The sequence below is a fragment of the Acidithiobacillus sp. HP-11 genome (assembly GCF_015100075.1).
Taxonomy (GTDB): domain Bacteria; phylum Pseudomonadota; class Gammaproteobacteria; order Acidithiobacillales; family Acidithiobacillaceae; genus Acidithiobacillus; species Acidithiobacillus thiooxidans.
The window spans coordinates 1-2,876 of the sequence record NZ_JACKYY010000098.1 but is presented as its reverse complement, the minus strand read 5'-3'; the positions used below and the strand labels follow the sequence as shown (position 1 = coordinate 2,876).

Annotated in this window: 4 protein-coding genes; 2 read left to right on the top strand and 2 right to left on the bottom strand. The window is 51.4% G+C overall.

Annotation, left to right across the window (positions count from 1 at the left end; all coding sequences use genetic code 11):
- Nucleotides 1–308 precede the first annotated feature (308 nt).
- Nucleotides 309–623, bottom strand: coding sequence for a CopG family antitoxin (locus tag H7F08_RS15130; RefSeq protein WP_010641612.1), 315 nt, complete (start codon nt 621–623; stop codon nt 309–311).
- Nucleotides 620–898 carry a BrnT family toxin gene (locus H7F08_RS15125; protein ID WP_031572510.1) on the bottom strand — a complete coding sequence of 93 codons (279 nt, stop codon included), beginning with the start codon at nt 896–898 and terminating at the stop codon, nt 620–622. The genes H7F08_RS15130 and H7F08_RS15125 overlap by 4 nt, the downstream gene beginning before the upstream one ends.
- 208 nt (nt 899–1,106) lie before the next feature.
- On the opposite strand from H7F08_RS15125, the gene H7F08_RS15620 reads away from it, so the two are divergent.
- Together H7F08_RS15620 and H7F08_RS15120 are read left to right on the top strand one after the other, a co-directional pair.
- The gene (locus H7F08_RS15620; RefSeq protein ID WP_226831171.1) at nt 1,107–1,592 is read left to right on the top strand and encodes a type I restriction-modification system subunit M N-terminal domain-containing protein; all 486 of its coding nucleotides are present in this window, start codon (nt 1,107–1,109) and stop codon (nt 1,590–1,592) included.
- A gap of 15 nt (nt 1,593–1,607) precedes the next feature.
- Nucleotides 1,608–2,561: a class I SAM-dependent DNA methyltransferase gene (locus H7F08_RS15120; protein WP_226831173.1), complete on the top strand. Its 954-nt coding sequence runs from the start codon at nt 1,608–1,610 to the stop codon at nt 2,559–2,561.
- The last annotated feature ends 315 nt before the right edge of the window (nt 2,562–2,876 follow it).

Genomic DNA, 2,876 nt, shown 5'->3' with positions numbered 1-2,876 from the left:
GACCAGTTTTGCCTTCTCCGATGTCCGCAAACTGATTACAGATGAAGCTCTCTCCAGCCATTTTCTGGGACTTTGGCCCCATCTCTGCCAACCCCCTCATAAATCATTCACTCAGATGCTCATGCGTATGGTGGCGTAGCATGCGGCGACTTATTCCTCATGAAAATCGGTGAAACTTCAGATTGTCAAATATAGCACGCCCTGCTGAATTTTAAGGCGACCTTACGGCCGGAATTTTTTCTTGCAGAAGTGCATTGACGCATTGCTAGCCGGTGTTGGTTCATCATGTGTTTGCCCAACGGGAAAATTCAGCGGCGTGATTTTTGCGTCCGCTGGGATGCTTTGTTAGCCATTAAATCCTGAAGCCCGCCAGACACATATTTATGCAGGACGCTGGAAACCAATGTTTGATATGGAATCCCTTCTTCAAGGGCTCGCCTTTGAAGTGACTCTAAATCATGGCTGGAAATCCGGATATTAATCCGCTTATCCTTTTTGAAGGTTTCCTCGGCAGCCGCTTGCAGCATTTTTATACGCCCGGGCGTGAGTACAGATTTGAACTCACCCGCTTCAAATTCTTCAAGAATTTCTTTTTCTTCTTTGCTTAGTTTAGGCTCAGTCATGATTTCTCTCCAAGATACTGTTGGGTCGCCTTTCTGCTCGGAATTACTGTTTTCAAGAAAATCTCTTTTCGGTTTTCAACATAGGGTACAAGACGCACATAACCATCTATGTCGATCACAAATATACGTTGACTCGGATATTTGTCTCTGTTTGGATGCTCAATATCGTCCAGCAATGCGCCTTGCTGTAAATAGAAAACGACGTCCTCAAACGAAATCCCACGCTCTGAAATAAGCTGCTGGTTTTTCTCAGGATTCCAGTTGATCGGCTTCATGACGCACAGTATAACCCAAATGTGTGCCTTTTGGCATCGGGCCGGAGGGTTTTAAGGTATGAGCGAGATCGAAAGTTACGTGATTGGGGGCTGTACAATTTGCGCAATGGTATTGTTGGGAACATTCCGCCAAGCGCCTTCCCGCCGTGCCTCCAATGCCTTATATTCAAGTCACATATATAACAACCACTGACCGCAAGAGACGCGCATGTTCGAGCAGGCTTTCAAGAATATCGATGACATCCTCCACAAAGATGCAGGCTCCTCCAGCGAACTTGATTACACCGAACAGACCTCCTGGCTGCTGTTTTTAAAGTACCTGGACGCCCTGGAGCAGGACCGGGCCATGGAGGCGGAGTTGGAAGGCCGTCCCTACACCTTCATTCTGGAGGATGCCTTCCGCTGGGAACATTGGGCGGCGCCCAAAACGGCAGATGGCAGGATGGACCACCACAAGGCCATGTCCGGGGACGACCTCCGGGATTTTGTGAATATCCGACTGTTTCCATATCTGTCAGGCTTCAAGCGTCGTGCTACTGGTTCCAACACCATCGAGTATAAAATCGGTGAAATCTTCAGTGAAATCAAAAATAAGATTCAAAGTGGCTACAACCTGCGGGAGATCGTGGAGATCATTGATGGTCTGCGCTTCCGGTCTCAGACGGAGAAGCATGAGCTCTCCCACCTGTATTAAGCCAAGATCAAGAACATGGGGAATGCCGGTCGTAACGGCGGCGAATATTACACACCCCGCCCTCTGATTCGGGCGATTGTGCAGGTGGTGGCGCCCAAGGCCGGCGAGAAGATTTACGACGGCGCCGTGGGCTCTGCGGGCTTTCTCTGCGAAGCCTTCGACTATCTCAAGGCCCAGCCGGGACTGACCACCGGCGACATGCAGACGCTGCAGGAGCGTACCTTCTACGGCAAAGAGAAAAAGAGTCTGGCCTATGTCATCGCTATCATGAACATGATCCTGCATGGCATCGATGCGCCGAACATCGTCCATACCAACACCCTGACCGAAAATCTCATGGATATCCAGCCAAAAGACCGGGTAGATGTGGTGCTGGCGAATCCACCCTTTGACGGCAAGGAACGCAAGGAGGTTCAGCAGAACTTCCCCATCAAGACCGGCGAGACGGCCTTTTTATTCCTGCAGCACTTTATCCGCATGCTGAAGGCTGGCGGCCGGGCCGGTGTAGTCATTAAAAACACCTTCCTGAGCAATACGGACAATGCCTCGGTCAGTTTGCGCAAACTGCTACTGGAAGATTGCAACCTGCATACGGTACTGGATCTGCCGGGTGGGACTTTTCAGGGGGCGGGAGTAAAAACCGTGGTGCTGTTCTTTGACAAGGGCGCGCCGACCCGCAAGGTCTGGTACTACCAGCTCAACCCCGGGCGGAACATGGGGAAGACGAACCCCCTCAATGACAACGATCTGGCGGAGTTTGTCGCACTTCAGAAGACCAAGGCCGACTCGCCGCAGTCATGGACGGTGGACGTGTCCGGCATTGACACTCGCACCTATGACCTGTCGGCCAAGAATCCCAATGGCGGTGATGAGAAGGTGCTGCGCAGCCCGGAAGAGATTCTGGATGAGATTGCCGCACTGGATGCAGAGAGTGCTGAGTTGCTGGCGGCTATTCGGGGGCTGCTGTGAGGGATGGGTGGGACGTTAAGCCCCTTAAAGAGGTGTGCCTTATAAAACCACCGAAGTCAGAGGCTCGCAAGGGCCAGAACGCCGATTTTTTAGTATCGTTCGCACCTATGGAAACCTTAGGGATAGATCAGAAGTATCTGATCACTAACCAGACTAGTGTAGTGTTGCATTCTGTTTGCTGCTTAAGTGGCTGTTGGCGCGAATGACCTTTTGCAGGATGTCGCGGGCGGTTTTGGTCCAGATGAAGGGTTTGGGATGGGTGTTGTGGTGGTCGATGTACCCCTCAATSNNGAACTCATCCAGGCCATTGAGGGG

Bases quoted from the DNA above. Each gene is read 5' to 3' on its own strand.
- H7F08_RS15125 (WP_031572510.1), bottom strand. From the start codon at position 898: ATGAAGCCGATCAACTGGAATCCTGAGAAAAACCAGCAGCTTATTTCA.
- H7F08_RS15130 (WP_010641612.1), bottom strand. From the start codon at position 623: ATGACTGAGCCTAAACTAAGCAAAGAAGAAAAAGAAATTCTTGAAGAA.
- H7F08_RS15620 (WP_226831171.1), top strand. From the start codon at position 1,107: ATGTTCGAGCAGGCTTTCAAGAATATCGATGACATCCTCCACAAAGAT.
- H7F08_RS15120 (WP_226831173.1), top strand. From the start codon at position 1,608: ATGGGGAATGCCGGTCGTAACGGCGGCGAATATTACACACCCCGCCCT.